Below are 18,141 nucleotides of genomic sequence, written 5' to 3'. Positions count from 1 at the left end.
CTGTTACAGTCGGCTCTTTTTGCACGCGAGTGCAAAGAGGTCAGAAGGCGTTCGGAAAATGACGCGGCAGCCGGCCGGGCAGGATGGCCACAATATCGTAACGCTGCGAAAGCAAAGCATAATCGCGTTGGCGCTGAAGCCATAGATCACTGGCCGCTCTGATCCGTTTTTGCGCCGTTGGCGACACGGCGTCGATGGCGATCATCTCCTCGCGCCGCGCCTTCACTTCAACAAAAATCGCCAGATTGCGCTTGCGTGCAATGATGTCGATCTCGCCGAGCTTGGTGCGATAACGCATGGCGACGATGCGATATCCCTTCAACATGAGATAGAGAGCAGCGAAATACTCGGAGACATGGCCCCGGCGGAGCGCCCTTCGGCGGTCGGCAGCAGGAGGAGTCCTATCGCCCATCGCCGCCCTTCATGTCGAGGAGCCGCTGATAGAGTTCCTTCTTGGAGACGCCGGTCAGCTTTGACGCTTCCGCGGCAGCCTTGGAGGTTGGCAAGGTTTTGGCCAAGTCCGCCAAGATCGCATCGACATCGGCTGCTTCGACCGCCCGCTCGGGAGGCGGTCCGATGACCAGCACGATCTCGCCCTTGACGTTATCGACATCGGCGTAATGCGCCGCGAGCTCGGCCAGCGTCCCACGGCGAAACTCTTCATAGGTCTTCGTCAATTCGCGACAGACGGATGCCGCGCGATCGCCGCCGAGCACATCGGCGGCAGCGGTCAACGTAGCAGCAATGCGATGCGGCGATTCAAAGAACATCAGCGTTGCGGGAACTGCCTCGAACTCCGCCAGCCGATCACGGCGGGCCTTGTCCTTGGTCGGCAGAAACCCGGCGAACAGAAAGGCCTCGTTCGGCAGGCCGGAACCGACCAGAGCCGCAAGCGGCGCGGAGGCGCCGGGAATCGGCACGACGCGATAGCCCGCCTCGATGGCGTTCTGTGCGAGGCGATAGCCGGGATCGGAGACCAGCGGCGTTCCGGCGTCCGAGACGAGAGCCACAGACTTTCCGGCCTCCAGCGCCTGCAAAAGCCGCGGCCCAGCCTCGTCGGCATTGTGTTCGTGATACGCATAGGGGCGGTTCTGAATGCCAAACCGGTCAAGCAAGACGCGGGTGACGCGCGTGTCTTCGCAGGCCAGGACGTCGGCGCCGGCAAGCGTTTCCAAGGCACGCAGCGTGATGTCGCCTAGATTACCGATCGGCGTCGCGACGAGATAGAGCGCCGGCTCCAATGGTCGTGCCGGAACGGACATATTGTGCAGGCGGAAGCTGCGTTGCCTGCCGCCATCGGCCATCACATCGTCATTGCTCAAGGTATCGATACTCATCTCTCGTTTCCGCTGTTATGGGCGAGACCCCACCTTTCGGCAAGGCCGCAGCAATTTCTGTGTGCATTGCACCGGAAAACGGCAATTGCACTGGCGCGGCCATTTGCGCCTCTTGCAATCGGTCTCAAAATCCTGCCATTTTGCCTATCCACTCTACGGTCCCTTTTGGGCAAAGGCATTCCTTGCGGCGCGCAGCATGCGCGCCCAAGCAGTAACGGTCGAAAGCGGTAGCATCCCATGCGTATTACAATTGAGCGGTCCAACCTTTTGAAGTCGCTGAACCACGTGCATCGCGTGGTCGAACGCCGGAACACGATCCCGATCCTGTCCAACATCCTGCTGCGCGCCGATGGTCAGAACCTCGACATGAAGGCGACCGACCTCGATCTAGAGGTGACCGAGGCGACGCCTGCGAACGTCGAACAGGCCGGCGCCACTACCGTTCCTGCCCATCTTCTCTACGACATCGTGCGCAAGCTGCCTGACGGTTCCGAAGTCCTGCTGGCGACGAGCACAGACGGCGGCTCGATGACTGTCGCGTCCGGTCGCTCCAAGTTCTCGCTTCAGTGCCTGCCGCAGTCCGACTTCCCGGATCTCACCGCGGGCACCTTCAGCCACACCTTCAAGCTGAAGGCGACGGACCTCAAGATGTTGATTGATCGTACCCAGTTCGCGATCTCGACTGAGGAAACGCGCTATTACCTGAACGGCATCTTCTTCCACACCATCGAAAGCCAGGGCGATCTGAAGCTGCGCGCCGTCGCAACCGACGGCCATCGCCTCGCCCGCGCCGACGTCGATGCGCCATCGGGCTCCGAAGGCATGCCGGGCATCATCATTCCGCGCAAGACCGTCGGCGAACTGCAGAAGCTCGTCGATGTTCCGGATGCGATGGTGACCGTCGAAGTGTCGGACGCCAAGATCCGCCTCAGCATCGGCCCGATCGTCATGACCTCGAAGCTGATCGACGGCACATTCCCCGATTACCAGCGCGTTATCCCGGCCAACAACGACAAGGAAATGCGTGTCGACTGCACGACGTTCGCGCAGGCCGTGGACCGCGTCTCGACGATCTCCTCCGAGCGTGGCCGCGCCGTCAAGCTCGCTCTCTCGGACGGCCAGTTGCTGCTCACCGTCAACAATCCGGATTCGGGCAGCGCGACGGAAGAAGTCGCCGTTGGCTATGACACGGACGCGATGGAAATCGGCTTCAACGCCAAATACCTGCTTGATATCACTGCACAGCTTTCCGGCGACGAAGCGATCTTCCTGCTCGCCGATGCGGGATCGCCGACGCTCATTCGCGACACCGCAGGCGACGACGCCCTTTACGTGCTGATGCCGATGCGCGTCTAGACGGGCGTCGCATTTGCCGTGCAAACTTTGCCAATTGCGACGTCAGGCCTTGTTTTTCGCTGAGACTGACTGCAATTAGAAAGCGGGCTGTTTTGTTGCATAACCAGGAGGACGGGCATGGCGTTGCGCCTAAAGGAACGGCTGGGCAAGAAGTTTGACGAAGAGATCCGCTTCTTCAAAGGAATGATGCAGGGGCCGAAAACCGTCGGTTCGATTGTTCCCACCTCCTCCATTACAGCCCGTAAGATGGCAAGCGTCATCAACCCTCACTCGGGACTGCCGGTCCTTGAGCTCGGACCCGGCACCGGGGCGATCACCAAAGCCATTCTTGGTCGCGGCGTGAAGCCAGGAAATCTGGTCGCCGTCGAATATTCGACCGACTTCTACGAACATCTCGTCCGGCTCTATCCGGGCGTGAATTTCATCAATGGCGACGCGTTCAATCTCGACAAGACGCTCGGCGCCATGAAGGATCAAACGTTCGATTCCGTCGTTTCCGCCGTGCCGCTGCTGAACTTTCCGATGCAGGCGCGCATCGCACTTCTCGAGAGCCTGCTCGACCGTCTGCCAGCCGGTCGCCCGGTCGTGCAGATTTCCTACGGCCCTGTATCGCCGATCATCGCGCGGCCGGATCGCTACCATATCCAGCACTTCGACTTCATCGTCCGCAACATTCCACCTGCGCAGCTCTGGATCTACCGGCGCGGCTGAACCGGTGTTCGGCCTCTACATCACGCATCCACAGGTGAAGATCGACCCCGATGTCCCTGTACCGAAATGGCGGCTGTCGGAGATCGGGGCTGCGCGCGCTGGCAAGGCAGCTGAAAGCGGTTGGGCAAGGCAGTTGCGGCGGGTCGTTTCCAGCGACGAGACGAAAGCGATCGAAACTGCCGAAATCCTTGCGTCCGCAGCCGGACTGACCGTCGAAATCGTCCCGGGCATGCATGAGAACGATCGCACGGCAACCGGTTTCCTGTCGCCGCCGGAGTTCGAAAAGGCAGCCGACTGGTTCTTTGCGCACCCCGAGGAGAGCTTCCGCGGTTGGGAGCGAGCAATCGATGCACAACGGCGTATCGTTTCGGCGGTTACCGATGTCCTCGCATCGCATGATTCCGTCCTGCCCATCGCGTTTGTCGGGCACGGCGGCGTCGGCACGCTGCTGAAATGCCACCTTCAGGGCCGGGCGATCCGGCGCGACGGCGATCAGCCTGGCGGTGGCGGCAATCTCTATTGTTTCAGCCTTGCAGATCAGCGCCTATCGTGCGACTGGACGCCTATCGAAGAGTGGCAGGGATGGATGTGAGATGGACGCACGCGAGCGCCTGATCGTCGGGCTGGATGTTCCAACGCTTGGCGAAGCCGAAAGGATCGTCAACACACTCGGCGACGACGTGGTTTTCTACAAGATCGGCTATCAACTGGCCTTTGCCGGCGGCTTGGAATTTGCGCGCGACCTTGCCAAGAGCGGCAAGAAGGTCTTCCTCGACATGAAGCTGCTCGATATCGACAATACGGTCGCGTCGGGCGTCGAGAACATCGTCAAGATGGGCATGTCGATGCTGACGCTGCACGCCTATCCGAAGGCGATGAAGGCTGCGGTCGAGGCGGCGAAGGGCTCCGATCTCTGCCTCCTCGGTGTCACCGTGCTGACATCGATGGACGAGCAGGACCTGATCGCCGCAGGCTACGAGTATGATCCGCATACGCTCGTGCTGCGCCGCGCCGAACAGGCGCATCTCGCCGGCATGGGCGGCATCGTCTGCTCCGCGGAAGAATCTGCGGCCGTGCGCAAGATCATCGGCCCCGATATGGCGCTCGTCACGCCGGGCATCCGCCCTGCCGGCGCCGACAAGGGCGACCAGAAACGTGTGATGACACCGGCCGATGCGCTGAAGGCCGGCTCCAGCCATCTGGTCGTTGCCCGCCCGATCGTCAAAGCCGCCGATCCTCGCGAAGCCGCGCGGGCGATCCTCGCCGAAATGGCAACCGTCCTACAATAACCAAGCATGCCAGGGAGCACTCAGATGGCAAAAGCATACTGGATCGCACGCGTCGATGTTCGCGACCTCGAGCGTTACAAGGACTACGTCGCAGCCGGAAAGCTGGCATTCGACAAGTACGGCGCCAACTTCCTCGCCCGTGGCGGCGCGATCACCGAGCTTGAAGGCAAGTCCCGCGCACGCAACGTGGTCATCGAATTTCCCTCGATGCAGCATGCCGTCGATTGCTACAATTCACCGGAATACCAGATCGCCGCGAAAATCCGCCAGGAAATCGCCGATGCCGAGATGGTCGTCGTCGAAGGCATCTGAGACGAGTTCTCAGCGGTGAGAACTGCGGCGCGATGGCCCTTTTCGTCACGCCGTGATTGGTCTAAGACGAAACCACATCGACCACACAACTGAGCCTTTCGAGGAGCCTGCCATGACCCTTGCCAACCTGCCGCCACTCGTCACCGTGTTCGGAGGGTCCGGCTTCATCGGCAGGCATATCGTTCGCGAGCTCGCAAAGCGCGGCTACCGCATCCGTGTTGCCGTCCGCCGTCCCGATCTCGCCGGCTTCCTGCAGCCACTCGGCAATGTCGGCCAGATTTCCTTTGTCCAGGCGAACCTGCGCTACCGCAACTCGGTCGATCGTGCGGTCGACGGCGCTGACTATGTGGTGAACTGCGTCGGCATCCTCCACGAAGCCGGCCGCAATACCTTCGAGGCGGTCCAGGAATTTGGCGCCCGTGCCGTCGCCGAAGCCGCGCGCGGCGTCGGTGCCAAGCTGATCCATATCTCCGCGATCGGCGCACATGCCCATTCCGACTCCGGATATGCCCGCACGAAGGGTCGCGCCGAGGCGGCGATCCACGCGATAAAGCCGGACGCCATCATCTATCGTCCGTCGGTGGTCTTCGGCCCCGAGGACAGCTTCTTCAATAAGTTCGCCGACATGGCGCGCATGTCGCCGATGCTGCCGCTGATCGGCGGCGGCAAGACGAAATTCCAGCCGGTCTACGTCGTCGACGTCGCCGAAGCGGTCGCGAAGGCTGTCGAGGGCAAGGTTGCCGCTGGCGAAACCTTCGAGCTCGGCGGCCCCGAAGTACTGACCTTCCGCGAATGTCTTGAAATCATGCTGAAGACAACCTCGCGCAAGAACCGCCTCGTGTCGCTTCCGTTCGGCATCGCCTCGATGATCGGCAGCATTGCCTCGCTCGTTCCGTTCATCACCCCGCCGATCACGGCGGACCAGGTGCGCCTCCTGAGGAAGAACAACGTCGTCTCGAAGGAAGCAGAAGCCGAAGGCCGTACGCTGAAGGGCATCGGCGTCACGCCAACTCTGGTGAACTCGGTTATCGGGTCGTACCTCGTGCAGTATCGTCCACACGGCCAATACACCGGCTCGGGCAAGGCCGCCTAAAGCCGCTGTCCACTTCTATCTAGGTGTGCCGCTCGCGGGATCGCGGGCGGCATTTTTCTTGGAAGAGTTTTCCGGAATCGCGCAAGTTGTGGATGCTTTTTTCTCTGTGCCGGCAAGGCACTCGTTGCATAAAAGCCGCACCAAAAAATTAGCGGAATTAACACCAAATTTAGCAGGAACATTTATTGCTATTTGTCATTCCACTGACTACACACCCCGCGCGTCTCCCAATGGACTCAGCGCCTTGACGGCGCGCTAACGACTTTGAAAGGCTTTCTTCGATGGGTAGGTCAATCGCGCTTCTGTTTGCGTGCGCGGCGCTGGTTATTCTGGCAGGCTCCTTCATTGCACCCGGCTCGGTTGCAGCGGTGAAGGGTGAGTGCTCGCCAGCTTATGGCATCGATCCCTGCGAGACCGGCTCCATCAGCCGATAACGAAAAACCGGCGCTCTACGCCGGTTTTTTTGTGCCGTCAGACATCTGAAGTGTTTGTCACTTCGTCGGGCAATCCGCATTTGCGCGATCAGTGCGCAAATGCGGCAGTCAAAAGCTATCTCAGGCGATCGCCCCAGTCGCGGCCATGCCAAGCAGAATGGCGCCCAGAATGATGCGGTAGATGGCAAACATCGTAAAACGGTTGCTGCGGATATAGGAGAGCAGCCACTTCACAGCCACGAACGCGACAATCGTCGAGACGACGAAGGCGATACCGAGGCTCGTCCAGTTCTCATTTGCGGCGCCGCCATCCTTGAACGTCTTCAACAGTTCGTAGGCGCTGGCAGCATACATGGTCGGGATGCCGACCAGAAAGGCGAATTCGGTCGCCGCAGCGCGGTTGCCAGTGCCGGCCAGCATAGCGACGAAGATCGTGGCACCCGAGCGGGAAGTTCCCGGGAAAACGCCTGCGACGACCTGGGCAATGCCGACCAGGATGGCAACAAGCCAGGTGATTTCCTTGTGCGGGGGCCTACGCGCGGCGGCCCACTCGGCAAAGATCATCCAGACGCCGCCGATGATCAGCGCCCAGGCGATCGGTGTTGCGTTCTCCGGCAACTCGAAGCCGAGCTTCTTGACGATCAGCCCGAGGACGGCCGTGATCAGAAATGCGACAATCAGCTTGGCGGCATAGGCGCGGTTTCTCGGATCACGCCATCCGAGAACGAGATCCACGAGGCGCCGCCAGTAGATAATGGTGACGGCGAGGATGGCACCAGCCTGAATGACAATGTTGAACATGTCCGAGCGGTGGCCGAGCCATTGTTCCGCAATGATAAGGTGGCCAGTGCTCGAAATCGGCAGAAACTCGGTAATTCCCTCTATTATGCCTAGAATTATAGAGTTCACATATTCCATACATTCTCTCCGTGGAAATTTGGTCGGGCTGCGCGGGGGTTATGGCGGCCGTAAGTGACGAAGGCAGGGCGGGAAGGCAAAAATCGGTCTTTGGCGCGTACACGTCCTTTGTCCAGGCGGTCGGCTGTCCGACTCGCTTGTATTGGAAGGACCAAACTCCTATAGCTTCAACGAATAAGTCATGACTAGGGCGCTATGATCATCGCGCTCCCGCAACGCACCCACAGCCATCAAAAATCCGAGAATCGATGCCCACGCTCTATCATCACCCCATGTCATCCGCATCACGCTTCGTTCGGCTGATCCTGACGGAGTACGGCTATCAGGCGGATCTGATCGAAGAACAGACATGGGAGAAGCGGCGGGATTTCCTCGCGCTGAACCCGGCCGGAACCTTGCCGGTGTATGTCGATGACAGCATGCGGGCGCTCTGCGGCGCCACAGTCATCTCGGAGTATCTCGACGAGACGCATGGCGTGCTCAAGCGGGATCGCCGGCTACTCGCAGAAGATCCGTTCCAGCGCGCCGAAATCCGCCGGCTGGCGGAGTGGTTCATGCAGAAGATGGAAACCGACGTCACCAGGCCGCTTGCCCGCGAGCGGGTCTACAAGCTGCAGATGACGGCGGACCAGGGAGGCGGTGCGCCTGACTCGAAGATCCTTCGCACGGCACGGGCAAACATCCGCCAGCATATGAAGTACCTCACATGGCTCGCAGGCTCGCGCCAGTGGCTGGCTGGCGACCGCATGAGCTATGCCGACCTGGCTGCCGCCTCCGCCGTTTCCATTCTCGACTACCTCGGCGAGATCGACTGGTCGGAAGCGCCTGTTGTCAAGGAGTGGTATCAGCGCCTGAAGTCGCGTCCATCCTTCCGGCCCCTGCTCACCGAACGCGTACGGGGCCTGACACCGGTGTCCCACTACGCCGATCTGGATTTCTGACGAGGGCCTTCGATGGCCACAGAAAACAAGGAACAGAAACGCCGCGACACCCTCACCGCCTTCGTTCGCTCGGAGGCGAACGCTCTCGGATTCGATCTCTGTCGCATCACCCGAGCCGATGCAATCCCCGAGGCCAAGGAGCGGCTTGGCGAATTCATCGACGCCGGGCGGCACGGCACGATGGAGTGGATGGCGGAAACTCGCGACAGGCGCGGCGATCCGCGCACGCTCTGGAGCGATGTCCGGTCAATCGTCGTCTTCGGCCTCAATTACGGACCGGATGAAGATCCCCGCGAAATTCTGACGAAACCCGACAAGGCCGCGATCTCGGTCTATGCGCGCAATCGCGACTATCACGACGTCATCAAGGGACGGCTGAAGGAGATTGCGACGCGTTTTGCGGCGCGTGCGGGGGCGGACGTGAAGGTCTTCGTCGATACCGCGCCTGTGATGGAGAAGCCGCTTGCGGCTGCGGCCGGCCTTGGCTGGCAGGGCAAGCACACGAACCTCGTCAGCCGTGAACTCGGCTCGTGGCTCTTTCTCGGCTCGATGTTCACAACCGCGGATCTGAATATAGATGCCGCTGAAGTCGACCACTGCGGCTCCTGTCGTGCCTGTCTCGACATCTGCCCGACCAATGCATTCCCGGCACCCTATCAAATCGACGCGCGACGCTGCATTTCGTACCTGACCATCGAGCACAAGGGACCGATCGATCCCGCCCTGCGTCCGTTGATCGGCAATCGGATCTACGGCTGCGATGATTGCCTTGCCGTCTGCCCATGGAACAAGTTTGCCCATGAGGCGTCCGAAATGAAGCTGCAGCCCCGAGAGGACCTGAAGGAACCGACGATCGAGTTCCTGCTCAACCTCGACGACGCCGCCTTTCGCGCATTCTTCAGCGGCTCGCCGGTCAAGCGGATCGGCCGCGACCGCTTCATCCGCAATGTGCTCATCGCTGCCGGCAATTCGGGCGACCGCCGCTTTGTCGAGCGATGTCGGGCGCTGTCGCTGGACCCCTCGCCCGTCGTACGTGGTATGGCGGTCTGGGCGCTTTCACGCCTTTTCGAGGCTGGTGAATTCGCAGCCTTTGCGGCACAAAGGCCAGATGAATCGGACAGCGATGTCAGGGACGAATGGCGGCTAGCGGGAGCTGTATGATGGATGTGATGATTTTCGGCTGCGGTTTTTCCGGTAAGGCAATCGCCGAGGCTTTCATAGCTGATGGGGCGCGCGTAACCGGGACGACACGGACGGACGAAAAGGCTGCCGCTTTGCGTGGCCTCGGGATCAACGCGTTCCTTTTCGACGGCGAGACTCTGGGACATGATCTGAGCGTCGCGATGCGCGATACGACGCATCTCGTTCAATCCATTGCTCCACGGGAAAGCGGCGATCCGCTGATCGGGCTCGCAGGTGAGCGATTGCGGGAGATGATGCCGAAGCTCCAGTGGATCGGCTATCTCTCGACGGTCGGCGTCTACGGCGATCACAAGGGCAACTGGGTCACTGAAGACACGCCCTGCACGCCGGTTTCCGGCCGCTCAAAGGAGCGGCTGGAAGCGGAAGACGGCTGGATGGCCATCGGCGCAAAGAACAATATTCCGGCGGCGGTTCTCCGCCTTTCCGGCATCTACGGACCCGGCCGCAATGCGTTTTGCAATCTGGAGCGCGGCACGGCAAGGCGGCTGATCAAGAAAGACCAGGTCTTCAACCGCATCCGCGTCGAGGACATTGGATCTGCGACGCGGTTCCTTGCCGAGCGCGGACTTGGCGGCATCTACAATGTCACCGACGATCTGCCCGGCCCGCCTCAGGATGTCATTGTCGAGGCCGCTCGCCTTCTGGGCGTCGAGCCCCCGCCGGAGCAGCCGTTTGAGACTGCCGAACTCACGCCGATGGCGCGGTCCTTCTACGGCGAGAACAAGCGGGTATCCAACGCCAAGCTGAAAGCGGCAGGCTTTACCTTCACGTTCCCGACCTATCCGACCTCCCTCGCGCAGCTGAAGCAAAGCAACAGCTGGCGAGGATAGGCAGCCTCAAGCCGACACGCCGAGAGCCGGTTCGGTCTTTGCTCTTGCGAGCGGCGGAAACGCCAGGGCAATCGCAGCCGCCCCAAGCCCAACCAGGGCGGATCCGATGAAGAGCCACGAGTAGTTGTGGAACGTGTCGAAGATCCAGCCACCGATCAGTGGGCCGAAGGCCATGCCGAGGCTGGAGAGCATAGTGGCGGCGCCGAAAACGGTGCCGATGATACGCGGTCCGAAATATTCCCGCGCCAGCACCGCATAGAGCGGCATCACGCCGCCATAGGCACTACCGAAGATGATCGCCAGAGCATAGAATTCACCGAGCCTGCTGACGAAAAGGTAGGTTGCCAGCGCGATCGCCTGGACAAGCAGGCCGGCCACAAGCACCGGCTTCACGCCGATCCTGTCGGCAAGCCCGCCATAGAGAAGCCGTCCGCCCAGCCCCGCGAGCCCCTCGACGCTGTAGATGCTGACAGCGGCCATCGGCGCAATGCCACAGATCGTGGCGTAACTGACCATGTGGAAGATCGGCCCTGAATGCGCGGCACAGCAGGCAGCGAATGTCAGCCCGAGCACGATGAATTGCGGCGAGCGGAACACTCGGGAAAGCGACGGCTGCTCGCCACTCGCCACATCGGCGGCCGCAGCGTCCCCCGTTTCCGCGGGCGGACGGCGAACGAGCAAGGCTGCCGGTATCAGTAGCACCCAGGCGGTGATGCCGATCAGCAGCATCGCAGTTCGCCAATCATAGGCGGAGATCAGCCAGCGCGCGAACGGTGAGATAGTCATGGGCGCAACGCCCATGCCAGCCGACACCAGCGAAACGGCAAGGCCACGGTTCTCCTCGAACCAACCCGTCGTCGTCGCGATCATCGGCGCAAAGAAGGTGCTGGCGGCCAGCCCGACCAGAATGCCGTAGGTCAGTTGGAATTGCAGAAGGGACTCGGCTCGACTTGCAAGCACAAGCGCCAGGCCGAGGCCTCCGGCCCCGATCAGAACGACGACGCGGGGCCCGTAGCGATCGCTTGCGGTGCCCCAGAAGAAGCCACCGATCCCCATGACAATGAAATTGAGCGTCATTGCGCTCGCGATGCCAGCATGTGACCAGCCGGTGTCTATGGCGATCGGCTCCTGGAAAATCGCTAGGGAGAACATCGCGCCGAGCGCGACGCACGTCATCAAAGCCCCAGCAGCAACAATGATCCAACGATAGGGTATGCTCATAACTTCGCAGCCTCCCTGCCCAAGTTGACGAGGCGTGCACTACTTGCGCGCCTGCAAGCTAAAGACGTTCGGGCGTCCGCATTTTCGACAACGTCGTCGTATTTTGAGCGACACCTCGCCAACTCCCAGCCAACTTGATAGCACGAGTTGGCAAGCCGGCGGGAGCGGACCTCAGATTTTTACGTCCATGGGTTGTGCAACCGCTCGCAGACAGCTCGCCAAAAGAGGTAGGAAATTCCTACCTTTCCGGTGCGCACGCACAATTCTGCGCCGCTTTATGGTTAACGGCCCCTAAATTTGCTCAAATGGGGCAGCAATTATGGCAATTGCGCAAAATTATTTTCGTAAATTTTGTGATCTCGGGTTGCGTGGATCATGTCTTGTAAAAAACGTTCGAATTTTACTTGATTTCATTATCTTTTTTTCCATCTCCTTGTTTTTAACGGCGTTACCTGTCGTGCATCTATCCATCACAGATATTACACTCTGTAACATTCCGTGATAATTGGGGGCACTTTTTCGCCACACTTGGCCGGATTCAACCCCTTCACCGCCCACAAGGCGTGAGTTCAACAGTTGAGGGACAATCCGTTTTGAAGAAAATCTGCCGTTCTGTTATCGCCGCAGCAACAATTGCAGCTTGCTCTACCATCCTTCCCGTCGAAGGATTTGCTGCAAATGGTTGCGGTGGCGCTTCCTGGTACGCACTTCGCTCCAAAACCGCCTCCGGGGAACGTATGAACCCGACCATCAATACTGCAGCACATCGTTCATTGGCATTTGGCACGAAGCTGAAAGTTACCAACCGCAACAACGGCCGCAGCGTCGTCGTTCGCGTCAACGATCGTGGTCCGTTCATTCGCGGCCGCGTCCTCGATCTCTCCCGCGCTGCCGCCCAGAACATTGGCATGGTCAGCAGTGGCACGGCAAAGGTCTGCTACGAAGTCATAGGCTAAGCGTTCGCCCGTATACGAACGGGTCGCTTGCTCTTGCCGCCAATCGCGTCTACGACGCGGTTTAGACTTGTGTACTATCCGCTGCGTCTGTCGCGCTTCCTGCGGATTGTTCACAAGCCCGGTATTTTGATCCAGGCGATAGGAGCTGTTTGAATGCGATTGGGCGGGCGGCTCGAAGGGGCGATTTCGGTTCTTGCAGATATCGATGCCCGCAGACGGCCTGTAGCCGATGCATTGAAGGACTGGGGCCTCGCTCATCGGTTTGCCGGCTCCGGCGACCGCGCCGCGATCGGCAACATCGTCTACGATGCGCTCCGCATGCGCCTGTCCCACGCCTGGCTGATGGACGACGACAGTGCTTCCTCCATCGCTTACGCCGTGATGTTCCGCCAGTGGGGTTTCACGCCGGACACGCTTGCTGCGGAACTTGCGGACGACAAGTTCGCACCTGCCCCCCTTTCGGAAGCTCAACTGTCCGCATTCAATAGCCGGCGCCTGACCGACGCTCCGGCTCATATCCAGGGTGATATCCCTGAGTGGGTCCAATCCTCCTTTGAAAATGCCTTCGGCGACAGCTGGCTTGCCGAGGCACAGGCCCTTGCGGGACGTCCTACACTTGATCTGCGCGCGAACATCCTCAAGGCGACCCGCGACAAGACGGTCAAAGCGCTTGAGAGGGCCGGCGCACAAGAGGCAAAAATCGCGCGCTACGGGATCCGGATTCCCGCCGGCGAAGGAGCCTCAAGACTTCCAAACGTGACAGCTGAGCTTTCGTTCCAAAAAGGTTGGTTCGAAGTTCAGGACGAAGGATCGCAGATCGTTGCCGATCTCGTGCTTCCCAAGGACGGCGAACAGGTGCTTGACTATTGCGCAGGCGGCGGCGGCAAGACGCTCGCCATGTCGGCGGCGATGCACAACAAGGGCCAGGTTCATGCCTACGACGCCGACCGCAAGCGGCTCGCCCCGATCATCGAACGGCTGAAGCGTGCGGGCACCCGCAATGTCCAGGTCCATGATGACGCCAAGGCCCTGAAGAGCCTTAGCGATCGCTGCGACAAGGTGCTCGTCGATGCGCCGTGCACGGGAACCGGGACTTGGCGGCGGCGGCCCGACACCAAATGGCGATTGACCGCCAAGAACCTCGACGAGCGCACGGCCCAGCAGCAGGATGCCCTCAAGCAGGCGAGCGCCTTTGTCCGCCCCGGTGGCGAGTTGATCTATGTCACCTGCTCGGTTCTGCCGCAGGAAAACGAAGAGCAGGTCCGACGCTTCACCGCCGAGAACGGCGACTACGAGATCGTCAGCGCCCTGCCCGCCTGGGACGGACTGTTCGGAAAGGACAGCCCGCGCCCACGCTCGTCCGACGGCAAGACCATCACGCTGACGCCCGCTTCCACCGATACGGACGGGTTCTTCTTCTGCCGCATGAAGCGGAACGGCTGAACAGCCGGTCTTCGCGCCCGCAACCGCGGCGAATACACTTAAAACCATTCCAAACTAGAGTGTTTGACACCAGTTTGCTTTTGCGCAAAGAGATTTGCGTCGGACTTCGCGCTGAACGTCCGCACAGGAGAGGATCATGAAACTCAACAAGAATTTCTGCGCAGCCGTGGCGCTGGCGGTGGCCCCAACCGCTCTGCTTGCCATTCCCGCCTACGCGGCTCCGGATGCTGCTGCAGTTGTAAAGCACTACGCTGACGTTGCGCATGCCAAATACGAAGATTCGCTGACGACGGCCAAGGCCCTTGACGCGGCAATCGACGCCCTGCTCAAGGACCCGACCGACAAGACATTGAAGGCTGCCCGCGCCGCGTGGATCAAGGCACGCATCCCTTACCAGCAGACGGAAGTCTATCGCTTCGGCAACCCGATCGTTGACGACTGGGAAGGTAAGGTCAACGCTTGGCCGCTCGACGAAGGCCTGATCGATTACGTCGATGCGTCGTACGGAACCGAGAGCGACGAGAATTCGCTCTACGTTGCCAATGTCATCGCCAACAAGACGATCAAGATCGACGGCAAGGATGTGGACGCGTCGAAGCTGACGCCCGAATTCCTCTCCGGCACGCTGGCCGAAGCCGGCGGCGTCGAAGCCAATGTCGCCACCGGCTACCATGCCATCGAGTTCCTGCTCTGGGGCCAGGACCTGAACGGCACCGGTCCCGGAGCTGGCAACCGCCCTGCCACTGACTACGACCTGAAGAATTGCACGCACGGCAATTGCGATCGCCGTGCCGAATATCTGAAGTCCGCCTCGACGCTGCTGGTCTCCGACCTTCAGGAGATGACCAACAACTGGACTGCGGATGGTGAAGCCACCAAGCATGTCGAAGCCGATCCGAAAGCTGGTCTCGTTGCCATCCTGACGGGTATGGGCTCGCTCTCCTACGGAGAACTGGCTGGCGAGCGCATGAAGCTCGGCCTGCTGCTGCACGATCCGGAAGAAGAGCATGATTGCTTCTCCGACAACACCTTCAACTCGCACCTCAACGACGCGATCGGCATCGCCGCTGCCTACACGGGCGACTACACCCGCGTTGACGGCACGAAGATGAAGGGACCGTCGCTGCACGATCTCGTCGCCGCCAAGGACGAGAAACTCGACAAGGAAATGCAGGCCAAACTGAAGAAGACGCTCGATGCGATGCAGGTCATGGCGAAGCGCGGTCTGAACGTCGAGAAGTACGACCAGATGATCGGCGAAGGCAACAAGAAGGGCAACGCTGTCGTTCAGGCTGCCATCGACGGTCTCGTCGACCAGACCAAGACGGTGCAGCGCGTTATTGCCGCACTCGATCTCGGCACGGTGAAGCTTGAAGGTTCCGACAGCTTGGATAATCCTGGCGCGGTCTTCCAATAAGTGAAAAGGCGGGCCGCTTCGTTCGACGCAGCGGCCCGAACTCTCGAATGCCTCCCAGATCGGCTCGTCGTCTTCTGAGTTGCGCAGCATTTTGCGCCGCGATTGCCGGATTTTCCGTTGCGCTGGCATCCGGGTTCGATCTTCCGACGAAACGAGGCGACCTTTCCGAAGCGGATATGAAACGCGTCGCCGCGGTGACCCGGCCGACCACGGATTTTTCCAAGGCCGAGCAATACGAGGCGATGCAGGCGGGCGGCGCCACGTCCATCGATCCGGCCACCGAGGATTCCTTTTCGCATATTTCCGCGACCATCCCCTTCGAGGAAGAGCAGCCGTTCCGACTGGGAAACGCCCTCTTCAAGAAGCTCTGGGTTTCCGCTCCTTCCTCGACACAGGCCTCGGATGGCCTTGGGCCGCTCTTCAATGCCCGCTCCTGCATGAGCTGTCACGTAAACGACGGCCGTGGCAAGCCGCCGGAAGGCGGCGTCAGCGCCACCTCGATGTTCCTGCGCCTGTCGCGTCCCGCAGCCACGCCTGACGAACAGCGGGCAATTGCCAACGCCGAGATCGTCAACTTCCCTGATCCCGTTTACGGCCACCAGCTGCAGGATCTTGCGGTTCCGGGTCTGCCCTCCGAGGGCAAGATGGCGATCCGCTACTCCGAGGTAACGGTCACACTTGCTGGCGGAGAGACGGCTTCGCTCCGCCGCCCGAGCTACGAGGTGACCAACCCAGGCTATGGCCCACTCGACCCGGCGACGACGATCTCGCCGCGCGTTGCGCCCGCGATGATCGGGCTCGGCCTGATCGAAGCCATCCCCGAGGCGGATATCCTGGCCCATGCCGATCCGGACGATACGAACGGCGATGGCATTCACGGCAAGGCGGCTGTTGTGCGCGACCATCGCACAGGCAAGATCGCGCTCGGCCGCTTCGGTTGGAAGGCGCAGAACGCAAGTGTGCGCGATCAGAGCGCGGATGCCTTCTCCAATGACATCGGCATTTCGACGCCGGACCAGCCTGACTCGCATGGCGATTGCACCGGAGCCGAGGCCAAGTGCAGGGAGATGCCGACCGGCGTGCAGAAACGGCTTGGCAAGGAGGAGGCCCCCGGCCCGATCCTCGACCTCGTGACCTTCTACTCTGCCAACTTGGCCGTCCCTGCCCGGCGAAAGGCGAGCTTCCCGGCTACCCTGCAGGGCAAGAAGATCTTCTACCAAAGCGGCTGCATTTCCTGCCACGTGCCGAAGTTCGTCACCCGCCGGGACAGCGCCGACAAGGCCCAATCCTTCCAGCTGATCTGGCCCTATTCCGACTTCCTGCTGCACGATATGGGCGAAGGTCTCGCGGACGGACAACAAGTCGGGAGCGCCAACGGTCGTGAATGGCGCACGCCGCCACTATGGGGTATAGGTCTGACCCAGACTGTCAGCGGGCACAGCTTTTTCCTCCACGACGGCCGCGCCAGAAATCTCACCGAAGCGATTCTCTGGCATGGCGGCGAGGCTCAAAAAGCGCGTGACGCTTTCGCATCCCTGCCGAAGGATGATCGGCAGGCACTGATTACATTCCTGGAGTCCCTTTGATGCGCCTTTGGCAACCTCTTCTTCTCTCCTTGGCCCTTGCTACTTCTGCCTCCGCACAGACCCCCGCACCGCAAGCCGGCCTGAACGAGGAAGCGGTATCCACGGTGATGCAGCGGGCAGTTGACGAGGTGATCCGCCCCGGCTATCGCAATGCCCAGCAATCGGCCGCACGCCTGACGACGGCGATGAAGGACCTCTGCGAAGACGCGACGCAGCAGAAGCTCGACAAGGCGAAGTCGGCTTTCGACGACACGATCCGCTATTGGTCGGTCATCGAGATCGTCCAGACAGGACCTGTCATTCAGGACAATCTCTTCGAGCACATCCTGTTTTATCCCGATCGCAAAGGGGTCGGCCTGAAGCAGGTTCAGGCGCTGATCGCCAAAGCCGATCCGAAGGACACCACGGTCGATGCGATCGCCGGCAAGAGTGTTGCGCTGCAAGGGCTCACTGCGCTTGAATACGTGCTCTACGGCACCGGCGCCGAAGACCTGACGACACAGAAAAATAGTTTCCGATGCCTCTATGGCGCAGCCGTCGCCGGCAACATTCAGCGCGAGGCCGGCGAGGTTGTCGCCGCCTGGGAAAAGCCCGACGGCGTGCAGGCGAGCTGGAAGCATCCCGGCCCGCAAAGCGCGGACTTCATGGATAACAAGGAAGCAGTGACGGCGCTGCTCGGTATTCTCGTCCACGGCGCCGAAACGGTTCGCGATCAGCGTCTCGAGCAGTTCTACAAGGGCAAGGACAGCACGCCGCGCCCGCGCATGGCGATCTATTGGCGTTCCAAGAACACTTGGAAGTCGATGGCAGCCAATCTCGACGGACTGCGCACGCTCTGGCAGAAGGCCGGCATGGTAGAGCTTCTTCCCGCCGACAAGAAACCAATTGCCGACGCGATCGATGCCAGCTTCAAGTCGCTGCTGGAAACCGTACCAAAGCTCAACCCCGATATCGAAGTCGCGACAAGCGATGCCGAGAAAGCAAAGCTGGATGCCCTTCTGGTCAGCACGCGTGAGCTGATTACCAAGATAAGCGACGACTACGGAGCGGCGATCGGCCTATCGGCTGGCTTCTCCTTCTCCGACGGCGACTGA

19 protein-coding genes are annotated in these 18,141 nt (G+C 60.7%); 15 read left to right on the top strand and 4 right to left on the bottom strand.

Annotation, left to right across the window (positions count from 1 at the left end; translation table 11 throughout):
- Positions 1 to 40 precede the first annotated feature (40 nt).
- Entirely contained in the window at positions 41 to 412 is a 372-nt protein-coding gene (locus FHX16_RS01800) for a YraN family protein (RefSeq protein ID WP_183860638.1), read from the bottom strand.
- Entirely contained in the window at positions 402 to 1,304 is a 903-nt protein-coding gene (gene rsmI, locus FHX16_RS01795) for a 16S rRNA (cytidine(1402)-2'-O)-methyltransferase (RefSeq protein WP_183860774.1), read from the bottom strand. Before rsmI ends, FHX16_RS01800 begins: the two co-directional genes overlap by 11 nt.
- A gap of 270 nt (positions 1,305 to 1,574) precedes the next feature.
- Between rsmI and dnaN the strand changes: the two genes are divergently transcribed.
- The 7 genes from dnaN to FHX16_RS01760 all read left to right on the top strand — a co-directional run bounded on the left by dnaN (position 1,575) and on the right by FHX16_RS01760 (position 6,532).
- Complete coding sequence (dnaN, locus tag FHX16_RS01790; RefSeq protein ID WP_016552426.1) at positions 1,575 to 2,693, top strand: DNA polymerase III subunit beta; 1,119 nt, start codon at positions 1,575 to 1,577, stop codon at positions 2,691 to 2,693.
- A 117-nt stretch (positions 2,694 to 2,810) separates the two neighbouring features.
- Entirely contained in the window at positions 2,811 to 3,404 is a 594-nt protein-coding gene (pmtA, locus tag FHX16_RS01785) for a phospholipid N-methyltransferase PmtA (protein ID WP_183753374.1), read from the top strand.
- A gap of 4 nt (positions 3,405 to 3,408) precedes the next feature.
- Positions 3,409 to 3,996 carry a histidine phosphatase family protein gene (locus tag FHX16_RS01780; protein WP_183860640.1) on the top strand — a complete coding sequence of 196 codons (588 nt, stop codon included), beginning with the start codon at positions 3,409 to 3,411 and terminating at the stop codon, positions 3,994 to 3,996.
- A 1-nt stretch (position 3,997) separates the two neighbouring features.
- A complete protein-coding gene (pyrF, locus tag FHX16_RS01775; protein WP_183753378.1) occupies positions 3,998 to 4,693 on the top strand; it encodes an orotidine-5'-phosphate decarboxylase in 696 nt (231 codons plus the stop codon).
- A 24-nt stretch (positions 4,694 to 4,717) separates the two neighbouring features.
- A complete protein-coding gene (locus tag FHX16_RS01770; RefSeq protein ID WP_016552422.1) occupies positions 4,718 to 5,005 on the top strand; it encodes a DUF1330 domain-containing protein in 288 nt (95 codons plus the stop codon).
- A gap of 112 nt (positions 5,006 to 5,117) precedes the next feature.
- Positions 5,118 to 6,098, top strand: coding sequence for a complex I NDUFA9 subunit family protein (locus FHX16_RS01765; protein ID WP_183753380.1), 981 nt, complete (start codon positions 5,118 to 5,120; stop codon positions 6,096 to 6,098).
- 281 nt (positions 6,099 to 6,379) lie between these two features.
- Positions 6,380 to 6,532: a hypothetical protein gene (locus FHX16_RS01760; RefSeq protein WP_016552420.1), complete on the top strand. Its 153-nt coding sequence runs from the start codon at positions 6,380 to 6,382 to the stop codon at positions 6,530 to 6,532.
- Positions 6,533 to 6,652: 120 nt separating this feature from the next.
- Here FHX16_RS01760 and FHX16_RS01755 read toward each other — a convergent pair whose 3' ends face one another.
- Positions 6,653 to 7,450, bottom strand: coding sequence for an undecaprenyl-diphosphate phosphatase (locus tag FHX16_RS01755; protein ID WP_183753382.1), 798 nt, complete (start codon positions 7,448 to 7,450; stop codon positions 6,653 to 6,655).
- A 248-nt stretch (positions 7,451 to 7,698) separates the two neighbouring features.
- Here FHX16_RS01755 and FHX16_RS01750 point away from each other — a divergent pair, with 248 nt between their 5' ends.
- Genes FHX16_RS01750 through FHX16_RS01740 form a run of 3 tightly spaced genes read left to right on the top strand, consistent with a single transcriptional unit; the run spans position 7,699 to position 10,424 of the window.
- A complete protein-coding gene (locus FHX16_RS01750; protein WP_016552418.1) occupies positions 7,699 to 8,391 on the top strand; it encodes a glutathione S-transferase family protein in 693 nt (230 codons plus the stop codon).
- A gap of 12 nt (positions 8,392 to 8,403) precedes the next feature.
- Entirely contained in the window at positions 8,404 to 9,552 is a 1,149-nt protein-coding gene (gene queG / locus FHX16_RS01745) for a tRNA epoxyqueuosine(34) reductase QueG (protein WP_183860644.1), read from the top strand.
- A complete protein-coding gene (locus FHX16_RS01740; RefSeq protein ID WP_183753386.1) occupies positions 9,552 to 10,424 on the top strand; it encodes an SDR family oxidoreductase in 873 nt (290 codons plus the stop codon). Before queG ends, FHX16_RS01740 begins: the two co-directional genes overlap by 1 nt.
- A 6-nt stretch (positions 10,425 to 10,430) precedes the next feature.
- Here the strand turns inward: FHX16_RS01740 and FHX16_RS01735 are convergent, their stop codons facing one another.
- Positions 10,431 to 11,645 (bottom strand): MFS transporter, encoded by a 1,215-nt coding sequence (locus tag FHX16_RS01735; RefSeq protein ID WP_183860646.1) that lies wholly within the window; start codon positions 11,643 to 11,645, stop codon positions 10,431 to 10,433.
- A gap of 593 nt (positions 11,646 to 12,238) precedes the next feature.
- On the opposite strand from FHX16_RS01735, the gene FHX16_RS01730 reads away from it, so the two are divergent.
- The 5 genes from FHX16_RS01730 (at position 12,239) to FHX16_RS01710 (ending at position 18,141) form a co-directional block, all read left to right on the top strand.
- Positions 12,239 to 12,601 (top strand): septal ring lytic transglycosylase RlpA family protein, encoded by a 363-nt coding sequence (locus FHX16_RS01730; RefSeq protein ID WP_183860648.1) that lies wholly within the window; start codon positions 12,239 to 12,241, stop codon positions 12,599 to 12,601.
- 153 nt (positions 12,602 to 12,754) lie between these two features.
- Complete coding sequence (locus tag FHX16_RS01725; RefSeq protein ID WP_183860650.1) at positions 12,755 to 14,044, top strand: RsmB/NOP family class I SAM-dependent RNA methyltransferase; 1,290 nt, start codon at positions 12,755 to 12,757, stop codon at positions 14,042 to 14,044.
- Between the two features lie 136 nt (positions 14,045 to 14,180).
- Positions 14,181 to 15,461 carry an imelysin family protein gene (locus FHX16_RS01720; protein WP_183860652.1) on the top strand — a complete coding sequence of 427 codons (1,281 nt, stop codon included), beginning with the start codon at positions 14,181 to 14,183 and terminating at the stop codon, positions 15,459 to 15,461.
- A 47-nt stretch (positions 15,462 to 15,508) separates the two neighbouring features.
- Complete coding sequence (locus tag FHX16_RS01715; protein ID WP_259126386.1) at positions 15,509 to 17,047, top strand: di-heme oxidoredictase family protein; 1,539 nt, start codon at positions 15,509 to 15,511, stop codon at positions 17,045 to 17,047.
- On the top strand, positions 17,047 to 18,141 hold the full coding sequence (locus FHX16_RS01710) for an imelysin family protein (RefSeq protein ID WP_183860656.1): 1,095 nt from the start codon (positions 17,047 to 17,049) through the stop codon (positions 18,139 to 18,141). Before FHX16_RS01715 ends, FHX16_RS01710 begins: the two co-directional genes overlap by 1 nt.

This window comes from Rhizobium sp. BK661 (assembly GCF_024808825.1).
Classification (GTDB): domain Bacteria; phylum Pseudomonadota; class Alphaproteobacteria; order Rhizobiales; family Rhizobiaceae; genus Rhizobium.
The sequence above is the reverse complement of the archived record's forward strand: the minus strand, read 5'-3'. Positions and strand labels throughout refer to the sequence as shown.

Excerpts from the sequence above, each read along its gene's own strand:
- FHX16_RS01715 (WP_259126386.1), top strand. The coding sequence starts at position 15,509 with ATGCCTCCCAGATCGGCTCGTCGTCTTCTGAGTTGCGCAGCATTTTGC.
- FHX16_RS01740 (WP_183753386.1), top strand. The coding sequence starts at position 9,552 with ATGGATGTGATGATTTTCGGCTGCGGTTTTTCCGGTAAGGCAATCGCC.
- pyrF (WP_183753378.1), top strand. The coding sequence starts at position 3,998 with ATGGACGCACGCGAGCGCCTGATCGTCGGGCTGGATGTTCCAACGCTT.
- rsmI (WP_183860774.1), bottom strand. The coding sequence starts at position 1,304 with ATGGCCGATGGCGGCAGGCAACGCAGCTTCCGCCTGCACAATATGTCC.
- FHX16_RS01770 (WP_016552422.1), top strand. The coding sequence starts at position 4,718 with ATGGCAAAAGCATACTGGATCGCACGCGTCGATGTTCGCGACCTCGAG.
- FHX16_RS01720 (WP_183860652.1), top strand. The coding sequence starts at position 14,181 with ATGAAACTCAACAAGAATTTCTGCGCAGCCGTGGCGCTGGCGGTGGCC.
- FHX16_RS01755 (WP_183753382.1), bottom strand. The coding sequence starts at position 7,450 with ATGGAATATGTGAACTCTATAATTCTAGGCATAATAGAGGGAATTACC.
- FHX16_RS01765 (WP_183753380.1), top strand. The coding sequence starts at position 5,118 with ATGACCCTTGCCAACCTGCCGCCACTCGTCACCGTGTTCGGAGGGTCC.
- FHX16_RS01725 (WP_183860650.1), top strand. The coding sequence starts at position 12,755 with ATGCGATTGGGCGGGCGGCTCGAAGGGGCGATTTCGGTTCTTGCAGAT.
- FHX16_RS01800 (WP_183860638.1), bottom strand. The coding sequence starts at position 412 with ATGGGCGATAGGACTCCTCCTGCTGCCGACCGCCGAAGGGCGCTCCGC.
- pmtA (WP_183753374.1), top strand. The coding sequence starts at position 2,811 with ATGGCGTTGCGCCTAAAGGAACGGCTGGGCAAGAAGTTTGACGAAGAG.
- queG (WP_183860644.1), top strand. The coding sequence starts at position 8,404 with ATGGCCACAGAAAACAAGGAACAGAAACGCCGCGACACCCTCACCGCC.
- FHX16_RS01760 (WP_016552420.1), top strand. The coding sequence starts at position 6,380 with ATGGGTAGGTCAATCGCGCTTCTGTTTGCGTGCGCGGCGCTGGTTATT.
- FHX16_RS01735 (WP_183860646.1), bottom strand. The coding sequence starts at position 11,645 with ATGAGCATACCCTATCGTTGGATCATTGTTGCTGCTGGGGCTTTGATG.
- FHX16_RS01750 (WP_016552418.1), top strand. The coding sequence starts at position 7,699 with ATGCCCACGCTCTATCATCACCCCATGTCATCCGCATCACGCTTCGTT.
- FHX16_RS01710 (WP_183860656.1), top strand. The coding sequence starts at position 17,047 with ATGCGCCTTTGGCAACCTCTTCTTCTCTCCTTGGCCCTTGCTACTTCT.
- dnaN (WP_016552426.1), top strand. The coding sequence starts at position 1,575 with ATGCGTATTACAATTGAGCGGTCCAACCTTTTGAAGTCGCTGAACCAC.